Genomic DNA, 20,738 nt, shown 5'->3' with positions numbered 1-20,738 from the left:
CTCACTCACCGGGCTTGATCAGGTACCCCGCCCCGCGCCGGGTGTGGATCATCGGCGACCGCCCCGCGTCGATCTTCCTGCGGAGGTACGAGATGTACAGCTCGACCACGTTGGCCTGGCCGCCGAAGTCGTAGTTCCACACCCGGTCCAGGATCTGCGCCTTGCTCAGCACCCGGCGCGGATTGCGCATGAGGTAGCGGAGCAGCTCGAACTCGGTCGCCGTGAGACGGATCGACTGCCCGCCGCGCGTCACCTCGTGGCTGTCCTCGTCGAGCACGAGGTCGCCGACGACGAGCAGCGACTCGCTGCGCACGGCCGCCGCCCTCGACCTCCGGATCAGGCCGCGCAGCCGGGCCACGACCTCCTCCAGCGAGAACGGCTTGGTCACGTAGTCGTCGCCGCCGGCCGTCAGCCCCGCGATCCGGTCCTCGACCGCGTCCTTCGCGGTGAGGAAGAGCACGGGCACGTCGGGCACTTCGCGGCGCAGCGGGCCGAGGACGGCGAGGCCGCCCGTGTCCGGCAGCATCACGTCCAGCACGACGGCGTCGGGCCGGAACTCGCGCGCCGAGCGCAGCGCGCCCGCGCCGTCGCCCGCGCTGCGCACCTCCCAGCCCTCGTACCGCAGGGCCATCGACAACAGCTCGCCCAGCGGCGCCTCGTCGTCCACGACGAGCACCCGTACGGGACCGCCGTCGGGCCTGAGCAGTTCGGTACGCCCCAGGGGCGAGGTGGTGGTCATGCCCGCCACCCTGGGGGCCCGCCCTGAGAGCCTTCTTGCCCGACCCTGTGAATTCCCTGAGAAAGCTAGGCCGGCGCGAGGAGCCGGGCGCCGTTGTCGTGGCAGACGGCCCGCAGCCAGTCGTCCCCGAGCTCCAGCCGTTCGAGGGCGCGCAGCTGATGGACGTACGGGTACGGGATGTTCGGGAAGTCCGTCCCCAGCACGACCCGGTCCCCGAGGCCGGCGAGCCGCCCGCGCTCCCGCACCGGGAAGGGCACGGTGGCCTCGCTGAAGTCCGTGAACGCCATCGTCGTGTCGAGGTGCACGTGCGGGTACCGCTCGGCGAGGCCGAGGAAGTCGGTGTACTCCGGCATGCCCATGTGCGCGACGACCAGCCGCAGCCGCGGATGACGCGCGAGCAGCCGTGCCACCGGCTCCGGCCCGGTGTGCTTGCCGGGCGCGGGCCCCGAGCCGCAGTGCATCACGACCGGCACCCCGGCCTCGGCGAGCAGTCCCCACGCGGGATCGAGCAGCCGATCGCCGGGATCGTACGCGCCGACCTGCACATGCGCCTTGAACACGCGCGCCCCGCCCTCGACCGCGTCCCGTACGTACGCGGCCACGCCCGGCTCGGGGAACAGGGTCGCCGTGTGCGCGCAGTCCGGTGTGCGCGCCGCGAAGCCGGCCGACCACCCGTTGAGCCAGGCGGCCATGCCCGGCTTGTGCGGGTAGAGCATGGAGGTGAAGGTCCGCACTCCGAACGCCCGCAGCAGTTCGACGCGTTCGTCCTCGGCGCGCCGGTAGGTGATGGGCCACTCCCGGCCGGTCAGCGGTCCCGCGGAGTCGAAGTACGCCCATACCTTGCGCAGGACGCGCTCGGGCATGAAGTGCGTGTGGACGTCGACGAGCCCCGGCAGCCCGAGCCGCCCCCAGAACTCCCGTACCTCCGCGGCCTCGCCCTCGTTCACAGCCGTAGCTCCGCTCCGCCTCGGCGACGTGCACGCCGTAGCTCTCGTACGTCCCGCCCCGCGCCGCCGCGCCGCCCGGCGGCGGGTTCGCCAGTCATGGGGGTCACCTTCCGATCCGAACGGCGGCGTTGTCCACCGTCATCGCAGAAAGAGAACCGAAGGGGACCGTGTCCTGTGCCGTCGGGACGCCTGCCATCCGGCGCCTGCCACCGGGGCGCCGGTCAGAACAGCCCGTCCTGCTCGCTCCCGGCCGGCACCGCGGTCAGCGGCACGCTCACCTCGGCCCCCGGGTCGGCGCCCACCAGCGACCATCCGGTCATCAGGCGGGTGTCGACCACCACGACCCGGCCGGCGGCGGTCCGCAGATGCAGGTCCGGCCCGGCCGCGGCCAGCAGCCGCCCGGCGACCACGCCCCCGTCGACCAGCTCACGCACGACGCCGGTCGCGGCCGGCAGCCCGTCGAGCCCGAACACCGCGGCATGATCGACCACCTCGCACGGCATCCGCTCCAGGGAGCCGGCCCACCCGCCGAGCGCGACGGCACGCGCGTGCAGCTCCTCGACCTCGCCGGCCCGCTCGGCGACCGGCGGCAACGCCGTGCGCACCGCCCGCTTCCTGCCGTACGGGATCCGGTCGGGCACGCCCAGCGCGGCGCGCAGCAGCTCCTCGGTCCGCCGCGCGGCCATCAGCGGCCCGCGACCGAGCCAGCTGAAGGCCACGGCTCCCTGCTCCAGCAGCCGGGCCGCCCCGCGCTCCTCGGCGGTGATCCCGACCTTGACCATCCCGGGCCCGAACCAGGCCAGGTACACCCGGTAGATCCGGGGGTCGTCGGGCACGGCGTCGGCCGCCACGGAGTGCGCCCGGTCCAGCCGCGCGCACTCGGGGCACCGCGCCTGCGCGGCGCGCGCCGAGACCCGCGCCCGCAGCGGACACGCGTTCCCGCGCGCGCCGACGCAGTGCCGTTCGCCCATGGCGCAGAAGCCGATCTCCCGGCCGGCCCCGAGCGGGCTGACCCGCCCGCCTTCCCAGCGCAGCACCGCGCCCGGCCCACCGTCGGGCCAGGCGACCCCCGCACACCGCCACGCCATGCCCACACCTCCGGCGACCCGCTGCGTCCACGCCGGTGATCCGTGGCCCTCAGCCGGCTCGGGCACGCACGGATCGCGACGCCCTCCATGATCTCGCGGCGCCCGGCCCGTACGCCGACCGGACGAACCGGTCTCGGCACCTTCTCCTCGTGCCCAGGTGCTCCGCTGCTCCACGGCCCCAACGCGAGAGGCCCCGGACTCTCGTCCGGGGCCTCTCGCCTGTGTGCACTCGGCAGGATTCGAACCTGCAACCTTCTGATCCGTAGTCAGATGCTCTATCCGTTAAGCTACGAGTGCTTGTGCTTCCCGGGCTTTTCTGCCCGGTCGGCGTTGCGGGAACAACATTACATGACCCGCGCCGTCACGCGAAATCCATTAGCCGCACCCCATCTGACCTGCACAGATACCCGAATGGGCGCAGTGGGCGGGCGCGGTGGGCGCGCGAGGGGAGCAGGCGGGGCGGGGCCGGAACGACCGAAGCCCCGGCCGTCGGGCCGGGGCTTCGGTGATCAACTGGCGGAGGCGGAGGGATTTGAACCCTCGATGGGCTTTAAGACCCAAACCGCATTAGCAGTGCGGCGCCATAGACCGGACTAGGCGACGCCTCCAGGCACACCCGCGCGAGCGCGGGTGGTGCGTGCAGATGATGACACAGCCCGGTGGCCTGTCACCAATCGCCGTCCACGGTACTAGCCCCTGGGCCCGCAGAGCAAAGCATCTCGGGTTGCGCAACGCGGCGGCACACGCAGCGTTAGAGATGCCGGGGCCCGACCCGGCCGCCCGGCCGAGATCCGCCAGGGGCCGGCCGCCCCGCACGGACCCGACACCTTCCAGGAGCCCTGCATGCTTCGTCGCCTCGTCGTCACCGCAACCGTGTCCGCCGCCGCCCTGGCCTGCGCCATGCCCGCCGCCGGGGCCGTCACGTCACCCCTCCCGCTGCCCGTACCGCTTTTGGACGCACCCGATCGGCTGATGGTCGTGGTCTCCGAGACCGGGACCCGGACGGACGGCCGCTACAGGCTGAAGTGCGCCCCCGCGGGCGGCACCCACCCCTCCGCGAAGTCCGCCTGCGAGCGGCTCGACGAGCTCGCCCGGCGGAACCACGACCCGTTCGCGCCGGTGCCAGAGGGACAGATGTGCACCCAGCAGTTCGGCGGGCCGGCCACCGCGCGGATCACCGGCACCTGGCAGGGGCGGCGCGTGGACGCCACCTTCAACCGGTCCGACGGCTGCGAGATCTCACGCTGGCAGATGCTGGAGCCGGTCCTGCCGAACACCAGGTCATAGGCCGAAGGCGTACGCCATTCGCACACAACCTTGGTGAGAGCTCCCCCGCATCCGCCGTCCCCACGCCGGACACTGCCCTTAGACTCCCTCAGTGACAGGCCGAGGCCCGAGGGGCAAGATGGGACCGGCCGTCCGCAATACGCAGTAGGTCAGGGAGGAACCGTCGTCGTGAGCAGCAGGCCATCCCGAGGCGCTGCTCGCCTCGCAGCCATACTCGACGCCCTCCCTGACGGGCTCGTGCTCGTCAACGCCAACGGCACGGTCGTCAACGCCAACACCATCGCCCTCGAGCTCTTCGAGGCGCCCGGCACCGCTCTCGTGGGCCGGGGGCTGCTCGACCTGCTTCCCGAGTTCGACTCGCGCCTGATCCCCGGCTCCATGCGCCGGCCCGACACGGCCGACGAGCACGGGCGCACCAAGCCCGCCCGGATGACGGCGCGGCGGACGGACGGCAGCGAGTTCCCGGTCGAGGTGACCAGCGCGAGCCTGGACGGACGCGAGGCGTACGACTCGTACAACGCCTACACCGGCGACGAGCTGCTGATGCTGGTCGTGCGGGACCTGTCGGGGACCATGGACACCGAGGCGGAGCTGGCGCGTTCGCAGCGGCAGACCGAGATGATCCTGCGGGCCGCGGCCGAGGGCGTCGTCGGCACCGACACCGACGGACGGGTCGTCCTCGTCAACCCGGCGGCCGCGCAGATCCTCGGCTTCCGCGCCAGTGATCTCGGCGGCCAGGAGCTGCACCCGCTGATCCTGCACTCGCGCGCGGACGGCGAGCCCTTCCCCTACGAGGAGTCGCCGCTCGCCGACACCCTCAAGTCCGGGCGCAAGCACCGGGTGCGGGGGCAGGTGCTGTGGGCGAAGAACGGCTCCAAGATCTCCGTCGACCTGACCACCGCGCCGGTGCGCGACGGGGACCAGCTGGTCGGCGCGGTGATGACGTTCACCGACCGGCGGCCGTTCGAGGAGCAGGCCCGCAAGCACGCGGAGGAGCTCGCGGAGACGACCGAGCGCCTGACCGGCGAGCTGTCGCGGACGACGGAGCGGCTGACGGCCGAGCTCACGGCCGCCTCGGAGAAGTACGAGGCCGAACTGGCCGACAAGGCCGATCGGTACACCGCCGAGCTGGAGGCCGGCGCCGAGCGGTACGGGGAACTCGCCGCCCGGCACGCCCAGCTGACCGCCGTGCTCGGCGAGTCGCTGCGCGGGCCGCTGGAGGAGCTGCGCAGGGAACTGGGCACGCTGGCCGACGACCCCGCCGGACAGCTGTGGCCCGAGGCGAACCAGATCCTGCACCATCTGGCCGCCGGATACGCCCGGATGACGACGCTCGTCGACAACGTGCTCGGCTACCAGCGCCTCGACACGGGCGAGGAGGAGCTGACCAAGTCCAAGGTGCTGCTCGACGCCGTCGTGGCGGCGGGCGTCGAGGGCGCCGTCGAGCTGATCGGCCCGGGGCGGGCCCAGTTCGCCGTGCACGCGCCGCCGATAGAGGCCGAGGTGGACGGGACGCGGCTGGCGACGGCGCTCGCGCACCTGGTGGCGGACGTCGCGGGCGTCGACTCGACGGGCAAGGCCAAGGTCGTGCCCGGCGGCGGCTACGTGGACTCGACGGTCGTGGTCGCGGCGGCACAGCGCGGCGACGTCGTACGGATCGAGGTACGGGGACCGTTCAGCGGCGGGGACCCGGTGCACGAGCCGATCGTGCGCGGGATCGTCCGGGCGCACGGCGGGGTGCTGCAGACGCACGAGGTGCCGGGGATGAGCGGCAGCGCGTACGTCCTGGAGGTGCCGCTCGGCGAGGGCGCCGGCACGGTGGCCCCGCCGCCGGCCGCGGAGCTCGCCCTGCCCGCCCAGCAGACCTCCGAGCCCGCCCCGGCCACGGCCGGCGGCAGTCGGCGGCGCGCGCGCCGGGCCTCCACGGACGCCTTCCTGGAGAGCCCCGTGGCGATGGAGGACCCGGTCGCCGCACCGCCGTCCGGGCGGCGCCGTGCCGCCCAGGCGGACCCGGCCGAGGCCGAACCGGTCCCCGCCCCGGCCGCGGGCGACACCTCCGCCGACGGAAGCGTGAAGGCCAACGGCACGGGGCGCCGGCGCGGGCGGCCGAGCCCCGCCGAGCAGGCCGCGGCCGCGCCGCAGGCTCCAGCGGAGGGCTCGGTGGTCACGGCCGCGGAAGGCGCCGGCGGCCGGGCCGCGCGCGGCGAGACCGTGCCGCCGCAGGGCGTGCCGGTCGACGCCCACGGCCTCGCGGCCCCTCCCTCGGGGCGGCGGGCCCGGCGGGCCGTGGAGAGCGGGCTGCCCGAGCTGGCCGCCGCACCGTCGGCTGCCCAGCCCGTCGCACCGCCGGCAGCCGCGCCGACAGCCGCCCAGCCGACCGGCCGCCGGGCCCGGCGGGCGCTCGCCCCCGCACCCGCCGAGGCGGAGGGCGCCGCACGGACCGCGTTCGCGCTGCCGCCCGCCGAGGCGGACCGGGTGCAGCCGGGGACTGCCGCCGCGATCCCGGCCGAACAGCACGACGCCGTGGCCACGGCCCCCGGTGCGGAGCACCACACGCCGCCGCAGCCGCATCCGGCGCCCACCGGCCGCAGGCGTGCCCGCGGTCAGGCGCAGGCGCCCGCCACCGGCGAGACGGCCGTCGGGACGGCCGAGGAGGCCGCCGAGGGGACCGCCGTTCAGCAGCCCGCTCCGCAGCCCGTTCTGCCCGGCCAGGCACAGCGGACCGCGCCGGACAGCACGTCGGGCGGCGGGCCCGCGGCGCGGGCGACGCCTGTCACGTCGGACGGCGGGCCCGCGGCGCAGGCGACGCCTGCCGCACCGGAGAACGGGCAGACGGGCTCCGCCCCTGGGGGGGCCTCGGCTCAGGCGCAGGACTCCGCGGACGCGGCGAGCACGCCCGCGCGGGGTACGGACACCGGATCCGTGTCCGTACCGCTGCCGCCGGCGCGTCCCGTCACGGGACCGGCGGCCGCGGCCGGAGCGGCCGTACCCCCGCCCCGCGTCGCCCAGCCGCTGCCCGCCGAGGAGCCGGTCACCGCGGACTCGACGCAGGGGCGCGCGTTCAGCGTGCGCACCCTCGGGCAGGGCGTGCCGTTCGTGCAGCACCTCACGCAGCAGCAGAACCAGACGCTCGGCTCCGGCCGCCGCCGCAAGCTGGGCACGCGACCGGACAGCGACCTCCCCCAGGCCGCCGCCCGCCCCCATCCGCAGCCGCAGGCCGCGCCGAACCCCGCGCCCGCCCCGGCGCCGGGCACATCGCGGCTGCCCGCCGACCGCTCGGAAGGCCGCGCGTACGCGATCGGGGCGCCCGACGAGGGCGCCGAGGGTCCCGAGCCGCTGGACGGACCCGGCGGCGCGGTCGAGGTCGCCAACAGGCCCCAGCCGCAGCCCGTCGACGACGAGCTGCCGCCCGAGCCGCTGGACAACCCGCGCAGGCTGCTGGTGTGGCCGGCGCCGGACGTCCCCACGCAGCAGGCGCTGAGCGACCGTGGCTACCGGCCCGTCGTCGTGCACTCCCGCGAGGAGGTGGACGCGCAGATCGCAGCGTTCCCCGCGGCCCTGTTCGTGGATCCGCTGACGGGTCCGATCACGCGGACCGCGCTGCAGTCGCTGCGGCAGGCCGCCGTGGCCGCCGAGGTGCCGGTGCTGGTGACCGCGGGCCTCGGGCAGGCGACACGGGAGGCGGCGTACGGCGCCGATCCGGCGGTCCTGCTCAAGGCGCTGGCCCCGCGCGACAGTGAGCAGCACCCCTCGCGCGTGCTGCTGATCGAGGAGAACGAGGAGATCGCGCTCGCGCTGACGGCGACGCTGGAGCGGCGCGGGATGCAGGTGGCCCGGGCCGGCACAGACGCGGACGCGGTGACGCTGGCAAGCCAGATGCGGCCGAACCTGGTGGTGATGGACCTGATGCAGGTGCGTCGCCGGCGCGCCGGGATCATCGACTGGCTGCGCGCGAACGGGCAGTTGAACCGCACGCCGCTCGTCGTCTACACCTCGGCGGGTCTCGACCCGGCCGAACTGCCGCGGCTGTCGTCAGGGGAGACGGTGCTCTTCCTCGCCGAGCGGTCGACCAGCAGCGAGGTCCAGGCCCGCATCGTCGATCTGCTCGCGAAGATCGGCACCAACTGACACCCACGCGCGGACATTCACGCGAGAGACGTTCACGCGAAGGGGCCGGCGGTGATGACCGCCGGCCCCTTCGTCGTCCTTCGCCGCCGCTGCGGCGGGCGTGACGACTACAGCTCGGTGACGTCCAGCTCCCCGTCGGCGTACTGCCTGCGGATCACCTTCTTGTCGAACTTGCCCACGCTCGTCTTGGGCACCGCCGGCACGATCGCCCACCGCTCGGGCAGCTGCCACTTGGCGATCGACTCCGCCAGGAAGTCCCGCAGCGTCCCGTAGTCCGCCGTCGATCCCTCCTTGAGCACGACCGTCGCCAGCGGACGCTCGCCCCACTTCTCGTCCGGGACGGCGACGACGGCCGCCTCGACGACCTCGGGGTGCGCCATCAGCGCGTTCTCCAGCTCGACGCTGGAGATCCACTCGCCACCGGACTTGATGACGTCCTTGGCCCGGTCGGTCAGCGTCAGGTAGCCGTCCGGGCTGATCACGCCGACGTCGCCGGTCTTCAGCCAGCCGTCCTCGCTGAACTTGTCGCCGGGGCGGAAGTCCTCGCCGCCCGCTCCGCCGTAGTAGGCGCCGGCGATCCAGGCACCGCGCACCTCCAGCTCGCCCGCCGACTCGCCGTCCCAGGGCAGGAACTCGCCGCCGGGGCCCACCAGCCGCCCCTCCACACCGGCCGGGAAACGGCCCTGCGTGATGCGGTAGGGCCACTCCTCCTCGGCACTCAGACCGGCCGGCGGGTGGGCCATGGTCCCGAGCGGCGAGGTCTCCGTCATGCCCCAGGCCTGACACAGCCGCACGCCGAGCTTGTCGTACGCCTCCATGAGGGAGGGCGGGCAGGCGGCGCCGCCGATGGTGACCTGCTGCATGGAGCTGAGGTCGCGCGGGTTGGCGGTGACCTCGGCGAGCAGGCCCTGCCAGATGGTGGGGACGGCCGCGGCGTGCGACGGCCTCTCGCGCTCGATCATGTCGGCCAGCGGCGCGGGCTGGAGGAAGCGGTCGGGCATCAGCATGTTGATGCCGGTCATGAAGGTGGCGTGCGGCAGGCCCCAGGCGTTCACGTGGAACTGCGGGACGACCACGAGGGTGGTGTCCTTTTCGGTCAGGCCCATCGACTCGGCCATGTTGACCTGCATGGAGTGCAGGTAGATGGAGCGGTGGGAGTAGACGACGCCCTTGGGGTCGCCCGTGGTGCCGGAGGTGTAGCACATGGCCGCGGCGCTGCGCTCGTCCAGCTCGGGCCAGTCGTAGGTGGTCGGCCTGCCCGCGATCAGCTCCTCGTACTCGTGGACCTGCGCCTCGGTGTCGGCGAGCAGCGACCGGTCGCCAGGGCCGGAGACCACGATGTGCTCGATGGTCGGCAGGTGCGGCAGGAGCGGGGCGAGCAGGGGGAGCAGCGAACCGTTGACGATCACGGCGCGGTCGCTGGCGTGGTTGACGATCCACACGAGCTGCTCGGCGGGCAGGCGCAGGTTCAGTGTGTGGAGCACGGCGCCCATGGAGGGGATCGCGAAGTACGCCTCGACGTGCTCCGCGTTGTTCCACATGAGGGTGGCCACGCGCTGGTCGCCGTCGATGCCGAGCTCGTCGCGCAGGGCGTTGGCCAGCTGAGTGGCGCGCCGGCCGACCTCGGCGAAGCTGCGGCGCTGGGGTTCCAGCTCGCCGGTCCAGGTGGTGATCTGCGACTTTCCGTGGATCGTCATCCCATGCTGAAGGATGCGGGTCACAGTCAGCGGTACGTCCTGCATGGTGCTCAGCACGGCGTCCTCCCGTGGGCGCTGGCGCTACGTTGCGGCAAGTGGGAAGATTCTGCGCACATACCAAGCGGTATGTCACTACCAGGGAGTAGTGAATACCGCACACCACCGACCAACACCGCACATGACGCGTCGGTGGCGTCCGGATCGGGCGCCCGCGTCCGGTCAGCGGACAGGGATCAGCTCCGGGTCGTCGCGCAGCTTTCCGAGCGCCCGCGACACCGCGCTCTTGACCGTCCCGATCGACACGCCGAGCACCTCGGCCGTCTGTGCCTCGCTCAGGTCCTCGTAGTACCGCAGGACGACCATGGCCCGCTGTCGGTCCGGCAGCTTCATCACCGCACGCCACATCGCGTCGTGCAGCACCTGCTGCTCGGCCGGGTCCGTCGCCGCGACGGTCTCCTGCTCGGGCAACTCGTCGCAGACGAACTCGTCCACCTTGCGCTTGCGCCACTGCGACGTGCGGGTGTTGAGCAGCGCGCGGCGCACGTAGCCGTCGAGCGCACGGTGGTCCTCGATCCGGTCCCACGCGACATACGTCTTGGTGAGCGCGGTCTGCAGCAGGTCCTCGGCATCGCTCGGGTTCGCGGTGAGCGACCTGGCGGTCCGCAGCAGTACGGGCCCCCGCGCCCGTACATACGACGAGAACGATGTGTAAGGCGTGTACGACGGCACCGGCGCGGCGGCCTGGGAGGCGTTCGTACAGACTGGCGTGGTCATGTCTCCACGCTAGGAGCGGGCCCGCCGCGGCGGATCGGCCCCAGGGACCGAAGCGGTGTCCCCCTCAGGTTGTAGGGCCGGCGCGGGCCGCACCTCCTGAAGGTGGAGGGCACCCGCAGGGGCTACGCGCCGTCGGCCCCGAGGACCAGTCCGGAGGTGGGGACCCCGGTGCCCGCCGTGACCAGCACCTTGGACGCACCCGGTACCTGGTTCACCGAGGTGCCGCGCACCTGCCTGACCGCCTCGGCGATCCCGTTCATCCCGTGCAGGTACGCCTCGCCCAGCTGGCCCCCGTGAGTGTTCAGAGGCAGCCCGTCCGCCGCCACGAAGGCGGCCCCCTCCCCGGGCCCGCAGAAGCCGAACTCCTCCAGCTGCATCAGCACGAACGGCGTGAAGTGGTCGTACAGGATCGCCACGTCGATGCCTGCGGGACCGAGCCCCGAGGCGCGCCACAACTGGCGGGCCACCACGCCCATCTCGGGCAGTCCGGTGAGGTCGTCGCGGTAGAAGCTGGTCATCTGCTCCTGGGCCCTGCCCGCTCCCTGGGCCGCGGCGAGGACCACCGCGGGCGGATGCGGCAGGTCACGGGCGCGCTCGGCACCGGTGACGACGATCGCCTGGCCGCCGTCGGTCTCCTGGCAGCAGTCCAGCAGCCGCAGGGGCTCGGCGATCCACCGCGACGCGGCATGGTCCGCGAGGCTGATCGGCCTGCCGTGGAAGTACGCGGCCGGGTTGGTCGCCGCGTACCGCCGACCGCTCACGGCGACATGGCCGAACACCTCGGGCGTCAGCCCGTACGCGTACAGATAGCGCTGTGCGGCCATCGCCACCCAGGAGGCCGGGGTCAGCAGTCCGAAGGGCAGGCTCCAGCCGAGTGCGGCGCCCTCCGCCGACGGCTCGCGGCGGCGCACCCCGGAGCCGAAGCGGCGACCGGAGCGCTCGTTGAACGCCCGGTAGCAGACGACGACGTCGGCGACTCCCGCGGCGACGGCCAGCGCCGCCTGCTGCACGGTGGCGCAGGCCGCGCCGCCGCCGTAGTGGACGCGCGAGAAGAAGGACAGCTCGCCGATGCCCGCGGCCTGGGCGACCGTGATCTCCGGGCTGGTGTCCATGGTGAAGGTGACCATGCCGTCGACGTCGGCGGGGGAGAGGCCGGCGTCGTCGAGCGCGGCCCGCACGGCCTCCACGGCGAGCTTCAGCTCGCTGCGACCGGAATCCTTGGAGAACTCGGTCGCGCCGATCCCGGCCACGGCCGCCCTGCCGCCGAGCGCGTCCTTTCCCCGGATGCTCATGCGCTCTCCTCCGGGAGGGTCACGGCCACGGTGCCCGTCACATGGGTGCCGAGGCCGTTGACGCCGACGACCCGCACCTCGGCCGTCGTGCCGTCGCTCGCCTCGACCGTGCCGGTCAACACCATGGAGTCGCCCGGGTAGTTGGGCACACCGAGCCGTACGGCGACCCGGCGCAGCACGGCGCGCTCCCCGAAGAAGTCGGTGACGTACCGCCCGACCAGACCGTTCGTCGTCAGGATGTTCATGAAGACGTCCGGGGCCCCCTTCTCCCGCGCGAGCTCGGCGTCGTGGTGCACGTCCTGGTAGTCGCGGGAGGCGATGGCGCCGGCGACGATCAGCGTGCGCGTGACGGGAACGGTGAGCGGAGGCAGCTCAGTGCCCGCGCCCGGGACCGGGCTCATACGGCCTCCCCCCGGTCCGGCGCGGCCCGGAAGACCGGCAGCTCCAGGTCGTCGTCCACCCTCAGGAACTCCAGCTCCACCGGCATCCCGATGCGGACCTTGTCGTACGGCACTCCGACCACGTTGCTCACGAACCGCACGCCCTCGGCCAGCTCGATCAGCCCCACCGCGTACGGCGGGTCGAACGCGGGGAAGGGCGGATGGTGCATCACCACGTACGAGAAGACGGTGCCCGCTCCGCTCGCGGCCACCGTGTCCCAGTCGGGCGAGCCGCATGCCGCGCACCCCGGCAGCCAGGGCAGGCGCAGCCTCCCGCAGCCGCCGCAGCGCTGGATGAGCAGCCGGTGGGCGGCCACGCCCTGCCAGAACCCCTCGTTGTCCCGGTTGACCACCGGGCGCGGGCGCTCGGCCGCGGGGGACGGGGCGGCTCGGGCCGGCCGGGCGGCCGGTGCGTATTTGAGGATGCGGAAGCGGTGCGTGCCCGCCGGCTCTCCACCGGCCCGCACGTCCGTCCGTGTGGTGATGAAGTACCCCGTCCCGAGCTTCGTCGTCTTGCGCGGGGAGACCGACTCGATCACCGCGTCGAAGGTGATGCGGTCGCCGGGGCGCAGCGGCCGCAGGTACTCCTGCTCGCAGTCGGTCGCCACCACGGACCGGAACCCCGCCGCGTCGAGCAGGGCGAACATCTCGTCCTGGGCGGGCGCCCGGCCGCTGTGTCCCGACAGCCCGCCCATCGTCCACGCCTGCAGCATGGTCGGGGGCGCGATGGCGTCCGGCCCCCGATACGCGGCGTTCGTGTCCCCCATCGCCTCGCACCAGTGCCTGATCATCGGCTCGTTGACGGGATCCTTGCCTTCGCAGGCGAGGGCGACGGGCCGCCCCTCGTACGTCTTCAGCCGTGCGTAGAGCTCGTCGGTCATCGCGTCCTCCCCTCCCAGGAGATCTGACTGTCCGTCAGATCTCCTGGGGTGTCAAGGCCGTGAACCGATGGCCACACGTGGCACACCCGTACGCCTGCGTGACGGCCCCCAAATGCCGTCGCGCAGCCGGTTGTTCACCTCCTTCCCACTCCCCCTCGGGCCGGCCGCACCCCGCACCGGTGCGTGATGTCGACGCCTGTTCCACGGCGTCGCGAGAACAGAGCTGCCCACCGGATTCCCGGTGAACGCGCCAGAACCGGATGATTCGCTCGCAAGCGTGACGACACGTCGACAAACCACCTCGCACCCATCAAACCGGCGCACCCCTCGACCCGTCCCCTGTACGGAACGAAATGTTCCGCCACCCTTTCACCCCATCCGTTCCCCTTCCCTTCTTCGAACGCGTGTACGAACATAGAGGCATGGCCATCACCGACCGGCAGACCGCCACCCTGGCCCTCGCCCACGCCCTCACCGCCGCCGAGCGCGGGCTCCCCGTCATCCCCCTGTCGCCCACCAAGCTCCCGGCCCTGCGCTCTCCCCACCGGGACGAGCCGAGGCCGTCCCTGTGCCGTGGCGAGTGCGGCCTGCCCGGTCACGGCGTGCACGACGCGACCACGGACCCCGCCGCCGTACGCGCCCTGTTCGCCGCCGCGCCCTGGGCGACCGGCTACGGCATCGCCTGCGGACGCCCGCCGCACCGGCTCATCGGCATCGACCTCGACACCACGTCGCACACCGACTCCGTGGCGGAGCTCCGGCACCTGGCCCTGCGCCATCTGTTCACCATCCCGGAGACGGTCACGGTGCTCACCCCGAGCGGCGGCCGGCACCTGTGGCTCACCGGCCCGCCCGACGTGGTCGTCCCCAACTCCGCGGGCCGTCTCGCCCCCGGCATCGACGTGCGCGGTGCCGGCGGGTACCTCGTCGGACCGGGCTCCGTCACCGCGCACGGCGCGTACCGCCTGGCCCCCGGGACCGCGCACCTGCCCCCCGCGCCCTGCCCGCCCGCCCTCCTGCGCCTGATCGCACCTCCCGCGCGCCCCCGCCACGCCGCGCACCCCGGCGGACACCCGCCCGCCGGGGCGGCGGGCGCACCGAGCCGGACGCACCAGGGCCAGGGACTGGTCCAGTTCGTCCTCGCCGCACAGGAGGGACAGCGCAACACCCGGCTGTTCTGGGCCGCCTGCCGTGCGTACGAGAACGGCTTCGGCGACGCGCTCGCGGACGCGCTGACCGACGCGGCAGTCCGGGCGGGCCTCCCGGAACGGGAGGCGCGCGCGACGATCACCTCGGCGGCCCGGCTCACGGCGGGACCGCGCGGATGACATGGATCACACAAGAGGGTGCGGCCCCGGAGGCAACTGCGGCTTATCCGCCGTTTTGCCTTCCCGCTGTACGCCCGCGGCAGTCCCCGGCATCTGCATAACCTCCTTCCTTCTCCCCCATTTCCGGTCATACGATCGCCGGGCAGCCGCGATGCGTGAGTGCCCCCGCAGCGGCTGCCCTGTACTTGCGTTCTGACCGCGCCCCGGACCCGAGAAAAGGGCTCTCTTGAACATTCGCCGCATGCTGGCCACGGCGGTCGTCACCGCAGTGACCACCCCCGCCGTACTGCTCACCGTCACCCCCGCGTTCGCCGACGCCAGGCCCACCGCCGGACAGTCGGCGGCGGCACAGGCGGCGGAGGACAAGCCGACCATCGAGGAGCTGGAGGCGGCGGCCGCGGAGGCGCAGAAGGCGTACGACGCCGCCGTCGCCGCGGAGAAGGCGGCGAAGGAGGCCTTCGACTTCGCCTGCTCCGACGAGGCGCCCCACGCCGTGGCCGCCAAGGCCGCGGCCGACGAGGCCGCCGCCGCGAAGACCGCCAAGGAGGCCGCGGACCAGGCGCTCGCCGACGCCGAGACCGAACTGGCCGAACTCCCCGAGACCGCCACGGAGGAGGAGAGGGCCGCCGCCGAGAAGAAGGTCGCGGACGCCAAGGCCGCGGCCGACGCCGCGGAGGCGACGAAGGCCGCCGCCGACGAGAAGGCGAAGAAGGCCGCCACCGACGCCGACAACGCCCGCGTCGCCGCCGGGCAGGCGCTGACCAAGGCCGAGAAGGCCACGGCCGAGGCCCTCAAGGCGAAGGAGGCGGCCGACAAGGCCCTCGCCGACGCCAAGGCGGAGGAGGACGAGGACGAGGACGAGGACGACGACAACGACGGTGACGACGGGGGAGCCTGTGTCCCCGAGAACGGTCTGACCACCGTCGCCCAGGGCCTCCCCTCCAAGATCGTCGCCGGTTCCACGGTCGACTTCTCGGTCCGCGTCACCAACGGCACCGACAAGACCCTCGACGAGGTCCTGCCGTTCGTGTACTTCCACGCGACCGACAAGAGCGGCTACAACGTCATCGACGAGTACTTCGGCCTCCAGTGGTCCACCAAGAACTCGCCCGAGTGGAACGACGTCGCGGACGGCGAGTACGCGGGTTCCATCAGCCCGCTGAAGGCCGGCGCCCACGCCGACGTCAAGCTGCGCCTGAAGGTCGACGCCAAGGCGCCCGCCGGCGAAGGCATGGCCTTCGTGGCCGGTGACTACGTCAACGACGACGGCACCTGCGGCGGCAACTTCTTCACGGAGTACGAGTTCGACCTGCTGGCCGCCGGCAGCAAGCCGGGCAAGGTCGACGACGCCAAGCCCGGCAAGACCTCGAAGACCAGGCCGGCGGTCGTCCCGCAGGGCGGCACCACCGGCACGCTGGCCAACACCGGCGCCGACTCCGCGCTGCCGCAGCTCGCGGCGGCCGCCGGCGCGGCAATCGCGCTCGGTGCGGGTGCCGTCTTCGTCGTCCGTCGCCGGAAGGCGAGCTCCGGATCCTGACGCACCGTCCGAAGAGCGTCGCCTCCGCCCTCTCGGGCGGGGGCGGCGCTTCGCGTCCACCCAATCTGTGGAACCGTGACGCCATGTTCCTGCCACGCCACAACGCTCACTTCGTCATGGGCCCCACCCCACTGCTCCTGCTCGGCGGTGCCCCGGTCCACGAGTTCCTGCCCCCGCTCCACGCGCCCGACGGCCGCGTACCACTCTGCGACGGCTGGCAGCTCATGCCCCGGCTCACGATGACGGTGGTGGACGGCCCGGGGGACGCCGGCTGCCTGGTGCAGGGCGCCCAGGCCGAGGACGAGGCCGAGGAGATGTCCGCCTGGTGCTCGGCGGTCGAGCAGGCCGGCGGCGCGGTGGTCCTGTCGCTGGACACGCTCCCCGACGACCTCGACTGGCCCGCCCTCCTCACCGACGGCCGCGCCCACGGCGGCTTCGTCCCGGCCCCGGCGTAGCCAACGGGGCGAGCGCAGAGCGGTTGATCACCTCCATATGAGCGTGGGGCGACTTGGCACCGCCCTTGGTAACGCTGACTCCGGTGCCTGCGCCATCTGAGCCCTGTGGGCATCCGTCGTTCCCGAAACTCCTTGCGCCCGAAGGAGCGAGGCCGGAAGATCACTTCAGCATCTTGACCGGATTCTTTTAAAGGGGGGTCATGCACGACAGATACCGTGCCGCGTTTGTGGCGTTGGGCGCCGTCGCGCTCTCGTTCACACTCGGTGCGCTCCCTGGCACCGCCTATGCAGCTGGCAAGGGACATGGCCCCCGGGCTGGAGAGACGCCGCTGAGTCGGGAAGGCTACTGGCCCTTGGAGGAGGCGCCCGGCGGAATCTCTCCCAATGTGGAGCCTGAGGGCCTACCGCTGACGTTGAACGGCGATGCCTGGATCTACCACAACGAGGACCCCTTCGGAGATCCCGCACTGGTCGATCAGGGCGATCTCAGGCTCGACGGCGACGGTGACTGGGCGGCGACATCCGCAGCACCGGTCGGCGGGGGCGGGAGCTTCACTCTCGCCGCTCGCGCTCGCTTGGCCGCAGCCGACAACAGGACACAGACCGTCCTGTCGCTTCCGGGCACTGACGCCGATCGCATCGTGATCCGGTACCAGGCGGCAAGCGGGAAGTGGGAAGTCGTGGTGTCCACCAAGGACAAGGCGAATGCTCCGCAAGTGGTCATCACCGAGGAGCAGGCTTTGCCCGATGACGATCCCTACGGCGTGGGCGACCACTTGGCCGTCGTCTTCGACGCCGCTGCTCATGAGCTTCGCTTTTATGTGAACGGGCAGCTGGCCAACACGTCCACTGCCGTGGACACGACCTCGTGGACGGTCTCGGGCGGCCTTCAGGTGGGCCGCTCCGCGATCCGCGGTGAGTACTTCGAGGGCGCCGTGGACGAGGTCCGTGCCTACTCCGGCGTCGCGAACCCGACGATGATCAGTCAGATGGCCGCCCTGACGGGAGTTCCCGACCTCTGAGTGCCGGCGGGCCGGCCACCCGTAAGGTCGTAAAGCCCGGCCAGCCCTCCCGAGCCCCTGCACGCAAGGACATCCGCGTGCAGGGGCTCGGGCATTCGTGCTACTTCTTCTTGCCGGGGACGGAGGCGGGGCGAGACAAGAGCGTCATCCCCGGCGGTGACGCCGGGGATGAGGCTCCGGCGAGCGGAGCGAGACGCCTTGATGAAGTAGGGCAGGCTCCATGCGCTATGCCGTCGAGCGAGACATCCTGTCGCTCAATCCCCTGCCCCGAGTGGACCGGATTCCGCCGGCCGAGGACGACGAGGTCGACTTCCGGTACGTGCCCAACCCCACGCAGGCGGCCACGCTCATCGCGGCCGTTCGTGACCAGGCGACCGGGGCACCCACCTGGCGCCGTTGCCTCTACTACGCGGCTATGCGGCCCTCCGAGATCGCTGCGCTTACGGTGACCGACTGCCAGCTGCCCGGGACGGGCTGGGGTGAGCTGATCCTCGCCGGAGGTCGTCACGAGCTCGGCTCCGGCTGGACCGACGACGGTGCGTCCTACGAGCAGCTCCGGCTCAAGAGGCGCGATCAACTCCGGCGTGGACCCCGTCGAAGTCGCCCGCCGTGCCGGCCACAGCCTCACCGTCCTGTTCCGCTTCTACGCCAGGATCCTGCGCGGTCAGCAGTCGCTCGCCAATGACCTCATCGACAAGGGCCTGAGCAGCAGCGATTGAGCCGCATCCTGGCCCACGGATGGCCCACACGCACTGGTCAGAGGTGGCATACGGGCGGTGCAGGACGAGACAGGATGAACGCAGAGGGCGGGTCTCCGATTCGGAGACCCGCCCTCTGACCTGCTACTTCTCTGACCTGCTGGCGGTGGGTGTGGGATTTGAACCCACGGTGACTCGCGCCACGACGGTTTTCAAGACCGATCAGCCGCACGAACTCCAACCGCAGCTGACCTGCATATTCTCGTATTGCGAGTGCCATGGGACGCCGATCCTGGCCGGAGGTTGGCCGGGAGCGGCTCCGGAGTTCCGCTGAGCCTTGGCCGAGGCAAGTCACCGCTCGACGTGTGCGCCCCTCGATGCGAACTATCGGCGGGGTGGTCGCTGGGGCCTGCCAGGCTGCTCGGTCAGCTGCTTAGGTGTACTGAAGGTCTGCGACGGTCGGACTGGTTGCTGTACCCCGCTGCTGTATAGCACGCCCACTGACCACCGCCTCAGGAGTTCGATCTCGCCCCGGCGTGGCTGCGGGTCACCGCGGGCATGGGCGCCGCACGTGGCTGCCGGTTGTCACCGCTGTCCGTCGTCGTTGATGTCAACGTTGGATGTCAGCGGAACTAGAAGACTAGGAGCGGCGGAGGGCGGCGGTCCAGGAGGGGGATCCGAGTCGTCCATACGGGCCGCAATCGGGGTGGTGAGCGGCTGTGGGCCGATTACGGCGTTTAGCGTCGGCTGCGGCGATCATCAGCGCCGCGGTGATTGAGGACGCCCTGACGGGGCGTTGGTCGCCGTCTTCATCCGGAGCACGGGACGCACGTCGGTTTCGTGGACTGCAGGAGGTCTTCATGTCGGGTATCGCAGTGTGGGGGGCGCCGGAACGGAGAGGTGCGGGACGAAGTTGCGGGGGCGGGGGTTCGTGGTGGGTGGTGGTGCGGGCCTGGGTGGCGGGTCTGGCGGTGCTGGCGGGCCTGGCCGTCCCGCTCGCGGTGGCGACGCCCGCCGCCGCGCAGAACGGAACGTTCGCCTACGTCGCCAACTCCGCAGATGACACCGTGTCGGTGATCGATGCCGCAACCAACACCGTCATTGACACGATCACCGTCGGCGACGAGCCCATCGGTGTGGCGGTGCCCCCGAACGGCTCGCGTGTCTACGTCGCCAACTTCGCCGCTGACACCGTGTCGGTGATCGATGCCGCAACCAACACCGTCATTGACACGGTCACCGTCGGCAACGAGCCCATCGGTGTGGCGGTGACCCCGAACGGCTCGCGTGTCTACGTCACCAACTTGGCCGCTGACACCGTGTCGGTGATCGATGCCGCAACCAACACCGTCATCGACACGATCACCGTCGGCGACGGCCCCATCGGTGTGGCGGTGACCCCGAACGGCTCGCGTGTCTACGTCACAAACGTGAATGATGACACGGTGTCGGTGATCGACACCGGCACCAACACCGTTATCGACACGATCACCGTCGGCGGCGAGCCCGTTGGTGTAGCGGTGACCCCGAACGGCACCCGTGTCTACGTCGCCAACGTCGCCGATGACACGGTGTCGGTGATCGACACCGCCACCAACACCGTCATCGACACGATCACCGTCGGCGACAACCCCCAGCTGCTGGTGGTGACCCCGGATGGCTCCCGTGTCTACGTCACCAACCGCTTCGATGACACGGTGTCCGTGATCGACACCGCCACCAACACCGTCATCGACACGATCACCGTCGGCGGCGAGCCCGTTGCTGTGGCGGTGACCCCGAACGGCACCCGTGTCTACGTCACCAACTTCGCCGATGACACGGTGTCGGTGATCGACACCGCCACCAACACCGTCATCGACACCATCCCCGTCGGCGACGAGCCTCTCGGGGTGGCGACCGCTTTCGTCGAAGAGCGGATTCCGACCAAGCTGAAGCTGAAGCTGGAGAAGAACAAGGGGAAGGGGAAGGGGAACGGGAAGGACGTCGTGGACGCTCTGGGCGACGGGGGAAGGAATGGCCTGATTCTGAAGGCCAAGCTGACTGCCGAGGGCGAGCCGCTGGAGGGGCGGTCGATCGAGTTCACCACCGACTCCGTCGCGCTGTGCACCGACACGACCGACAGCCGGGGCAAGGCCACGTGCAAGGTCCCGCGCAAGCAGGACAACGAGACCTGCTACACCGCGACCTTCGCCGGCGACGACACCTATGAGCCCTCCACGGTCACCTTCTGCAGGTTCAACGGCATGTCCGGCCAGCTGTCAGAACTGGCGGGTCCGGAGGGCCTGAGCGCCATCCCGAGCCCGGCACTGTCGCCTGCAAGGACATGAACGTGGTCCTGCGCGGCCGAGCCCCGGCGCCTTCACACCGACACCGGCAGCCAGGCGACTGATTCCCGACAGCATGCCCTGACAGGGCATGTCAT

The 20,738-nt window shown here is 72.0% G+C and carries 16 protein-coding genes and 3 tRNA genes; 8 read left to right on the top strand and 11 right to left on the bottom strand.

What is annotated here, in order from left to right; all coding sequences use genetic code 11:
* Window position 1 precedes the first annotated feature (1 nt).
* From QFZ82_RS21075 to QFZ82_RS21055, 5 genes are all read right to left on the bottom strand, one after another.
* The gene (locus QFZ82_RS21075; protein WP_307714634.1) at window positions 2-739 is read right to left on the bottom strand and encodes a response regulator transcription factor; all 738 of its coding nucleotides are present in this window, start codon (window positions 737-739) and stop codon (window positions 2-4) included.
* Window positions 740-804: 65 nt separating this feature from the next.
* Entirely contained in the window at window positions 805-1,686 is an 882-nt protein-coding gene (locus QFZ82_RS21070) for an amidohydrolase family protein (RefSeq protein ID WP_307714633.1), read from the bottom strand.
* A 221-nt stretch (window positions 1,687-1,907) separates the two neighbouring features.
* Window positions 1,908-2,774 (bottom strand): DUF2797 domain-containing protein, encoded by an 867-nt coding sequence (locus tag QFZ82_RS21065; protein ID WP_307714632.1) that lies wholly within the window; start codon window positions 2,772-2,774, stop codon window positions 1,908-1,910.
* A 224-nt stretch (window positions 2,775-2,998) separates the two neighbouring features.
* Window positions 2,999-3,071: transfer RNA gene (locus QFZ82_RS21060), tRNA-Arg, on the bottom strand.
* Between the two features lie 217 nt (window positions 3,072-3,288).
* A tRNA-Ser gene (locus QFZ82_RS21055) sits at window positions 3,289-3,382 on the bottom strand.
* Window positions 3,383-3,617: 235 nt separating this feature from the next.
* Here QFZ82_RS21055 and QFZ82_RS21050 point away from each other — a divergent pair.
* Together QFZ82_RS21050 and QFZ82_RS21045 are read left to right on the top strand one after the other, a co-directional pair.
* Window positions 3,618-4,061: an SSI family serine proteinase inhibitor gene (locus tag QFZ82_RS21050; protein ID WP_307714631.1), complete on the top strand. Its 444-nt coding sequence runs from the start codon at window positions 3,618-3,620 to the stop codon at window positions 4,059-4,061.
* Between the two features lie 168 nt (window positions 4,062-4,229).
* Window positions 4,230-8,189, top strand: coding sequence for a PAS domain-containing protein (locus QFZ82_RS21045; RefSeq protein ID WP_307714630.1), 3,960 nt, complete (start codon window positions 4,230-4,232; stop codon window positions 8,187-8,189).
* 107 nt (window positions 8,190-8,296) lie between these two features.
* On the opposite strand, the gene QFZ82_RS21040 is transcribed toward QFZ82_RS21045, so the two are convergent.
* The 5 genes from QFZ82_RS21040 to QFZ82_RS21020 form a co-directional block, all read right to left on the bottom strand.
* Window positions 8,297-9,943 (bottom strand): long-chain fatty acid--CoA ligase, encoded by a 1,647-nt coding sequence (locus QFZ82_RS21040; protein WP_307714629.1) that lies wholly within the window; start codon window positions 9,941-9,943, stop codon window positions 8,297-8,299.
* Between the two features lie 162 nt (window positions 9,944-10,105).
* Window positions 10,106-10,660 (bottom strand): SigE family RNA polymerase sigma factor, encoded by a 555-nt coding sequence (locus tag QFZ82_RS21035; protein WP_307714628.1) that lies wholly within the window; start codon window positions 10,658-10,660, stop codon window positions 10,106-10,108.
* 122 nt (window positions 10,661-10,782) lie between these two features.
* Window positions 10,783-11,952, bottom strand: a complete 1,170-nt coding sequence (locus QFZ82_RS21030; protein ID WP_307714627.1) for a lipid-transfer protein — start codon at window positions 11,950-11,952, stop codon at window positions 10,783-10,785.
* On the bottom strand, window positions 11,949-12,353 hold the full coding sequence (locus tag QFZ82_RS21025; protein WP_307714626.1) for a MaoC/PaaZ C-terminal domain-containing protein: 405 nt from the start codon (window positions 12,351-12,353) through the stop codon (window positions 11,949-11,951). Before QFZ82_RS21025 ends, QFZ82_RS21030 begins: the two co-directional genes overlap by 4 nt.
* A complete protein-coding gene (locus QFZ82_RS21020; RefSeq protein WP_307714625.1) occupies window positions 12,350-13,273 on the bottom strand; it encodes a bifunctional MaoC family dehydratase N-terminal/OB-fold nucleic acid binding domain-containing protein in 924 nt (307 codons plus the stop codon). The genes QFZ82_RS21025 and QFZ82_RS21020 overlap by 4 nt, the downstream gene beginning before the upstream one ends.
* Before the next feature lie 422 nt (window positions 13,274-13,695).
* On the opposite strand from QFZ82_RS21020, the gene QFZ82_RS21015 reads away from it, so the two are divergent.
* The 5 genes from QFZ82_RS21015 to QFZ82_RS20995 all read left to right on the top strand — a co-directional run bounded on the left by QFZ82_RS21015 (window position 13,696) and on the right by QFZ82_RS20995 (window position 18,334).
* Window positions 13,696-14,601, top strand: a complete 906-nt coding sequence (locus QFZ82_RS21015) for a bifunctional DNA primase/polymerase (protein ID WP_307714624.1) — start codon at window positions 13,696-13,698, stop codon at window positions 14,599-14,601.
* Window positions 14,602-14,842: 241 nt separating this feature from the next.
* Window positions 14,843-16,138 (top strand): LAETG motif-containing sortase-dependent surface protein, encoded by a 1,296-nt coding sequence (locus QFZ82_RS21010; RefSeq protein ID WP_307714623.1) that lies wholly within the window; start codon window positions 14,843-14,845, stop codon window positions 16,136-16,138.
* Between the two features lie 83 nt (window positions 16,139-16,221).
* Window positions 16,222-16,593, top strand: coding sequence for a hypothetical protein (locus QFZ82_RS21005; RefSeq protein WP_307714622.1), 372 nt, complete (start codon window positions 16,222-16,224; stop codon window positions 16,591-16,593).
* 200 nt (window positions 16,594-16,793) lie between these two features.
* Window positions 16,794-17,615 carry a LamG-like jellyroll fold domain-containing protein gene (locus QFZ82_RS21000; RefSeq protein WP_307714621.1) on the top strand — a complete coding sequence of 274 codons (822 nt, stop codon included), beginning with the start codon at window positions 16,794-16,796 and terminating at the stop codon, window positions 17,613-17,615.
* A gap of 584 nt (window positions 17,616-18,199) precedes the next feature.
* Entirely contained in the window at window positions 18,200-18,334 is a 135-nt protein-coding gene (locus tag QFZ82_RS20995; RefSeq protein WP_307714620.1) for a hypothetical protein, read from the top strand.
* A gap of 140 nt (window positions 18,335-18,474) precedes the next feature.
* On the opposite strand, the gene QFZ82_RS20990 is transcribed toward QFZ82_RS20995, so the two are convergent.
* Window positions 18,475-18,556 (bottom strand) — tRNA-OTHER (locus QFZ82_RS20990).
* Between the two features lie 527 nt (window positions 18,557-19,083).
* Between QFZ82_RS20990 and QFZ82_RS20985 the strand changes: the two genes are divergently transcribed.
* Window positions 19,084-20,643, top strand: a complete 1,560-nt coding sequence (locus tag QFZ82_RS20985) for a YncE family protein (protein ID WP_307714619.1) — start codon at window positions 19,084-19,086, stop codon at window positions 20,641-20,643.
* Window positions 20,644-20,738: the final 95 nt, after the last annotated feature.

It is taken from the genome of Streptomyces sp. V4I23, assembly GCF_030817975.1.
Taxonomy (GTDB): domain Bacteria; phylum Actinomycetota; class Actinomycetes; order Streptomycetales; family Streptomycetaceae; genus Streptomyces.
This window is presented reverse-complemented; position numbering and strand designations above follow the sequence as displayed.